General features: G+C 46.2%; 2 protein-coding genes and 1 pseudogene. 2 read left to right on the forward strand and 1 reads right to left on the reverse strand.

The genetic code is table 11. The features are described from left to right. Window positions 1-240, forward strand: a pseudogene (locus ACZMB2_RS14310) (23S rRNA (uracil-5-)-methyltransferase RumA); the annotation flags it as partial. Window positions 241-264: 24 nt separating this feature from the next. Then, window positions 265-510 carry a DUF6061 family protein gene (locus tag ACZMB2_RS14315; RefSeq protein WP_117733877.1) on the forward strand — a complete coding sequence of 82 codons (246 nt, stop codon included), beginning with the start codon at window positions 265-267 and terminating at the stop codon, window positions 508-510. A 51-nt stretch (window positions 511-561) separates the two neighbouring features. Here the strand turns inward: ACZMB2_RS14315 and ACZMB2_RS14320 are convergent. Continuing rightward, window positions 562-1,227 (reverse strand): ABC transporter permease (locus tag ACZMB2_RS14320; RefSeq protein ID WP_487597211.1); only part of this gene is annotated, 666 nt, incomplete at its 5' end.

Below are 1,227 nucleotides of genomic sequence, written 5' to 3' on the forward strand. Positions count from 1 at the left end.
GATATGGATATGTCCGAATTTCAGGATGGGGCAACCTATCCGCAGATCAAGGAGTATGTGTTGGAGCATACCGGGTTAAAGGTGTCCAACCTCTATATCTCGCAGATTAAACGAAAATGTGGGATTGAGGTCGGCAAGAACTACAATCTGCCCAAATCCGAAGATTCCAGACAGCCCCAGTGTCCGCCGGAAAAAGAGAAAGCAATCCGAGAAGCTATGAAATATTTTGGGATGATTTAATATCCCATATTATGGAGGTTGCTTATGGATAGATTGATTTCTTGTGAGTTCAACATGGATAATGCTTGTGTGGAACTAAAATTTGCAAATGGCAGCATGATTGCCATTGATACCATCGCCGTGGAGAATGAGGTTGCCGATAATATGTATCAGCGGTCAGAATTGGATTATCTGATCTACAATGATCCGATTGGATATGCAGACTTGATATTGAACGGTGATCCCGAAATTTATCTAAAAACTGTAACTGAATGTAAACCCTTAGATTAAAACTCAGCCCTCTGCCTTTTCATTGGCAGAGGGCCGTTTTTTGCTTAACAGTTATTGAGCATCCCTTAATTGCTCTACAACACTGCATTTCGCTGCGTTGTCATACATCATGCAAGGAATCAGCCACCCCAGCAGAAGAAATACCGGAATTGTCAGCAGGACAGGCAGAATGGTGAATCGATACTCAAAGAACCAGAACATACTGCCCAGCATTTTTCCTGCAAGAGGTCCCACCGCCAGCGACAGAATAAAAGCCACCGCTACGGAGGACATTGCGTAAAACAATCCCTCGTAGATCAGCATGGTTTTGAGCTGTCGGTTCGTCATTCCTACAGCCTGAAGCACAGCAAATTCACGGCGGCGGGAAAGAATACCGGTCATCATGGCGTTGAAGAAATTTAAGAGTCCCACCAGTCCGATGATAGCACAGAGGATACCACCTACCAGAAGGAACATCTGCCGGAACTGAGCAAACTCAGAGCGAGCTGTGGCCTTGCTTTCATACATCAAGGGTGAAAACTCACCGGCAGTGAGCTTCGATAGATATTGCTCTGCTTCGGCCTCGTCAACTTCGTCCGCTGTGTCGAACAGGTAGAGCATCGGAATGGCCGCACCACCGCTGTCCCTCTGTGCGGTATCCACAGACAAAACTGTCTCATATCCAATACCACCATAACGATAACTCATGGAATACGGAAGCTCTACCAAGGCGCAGAC

The organism is Hominiventricola sp. (genome assembly GCF_057604405.1).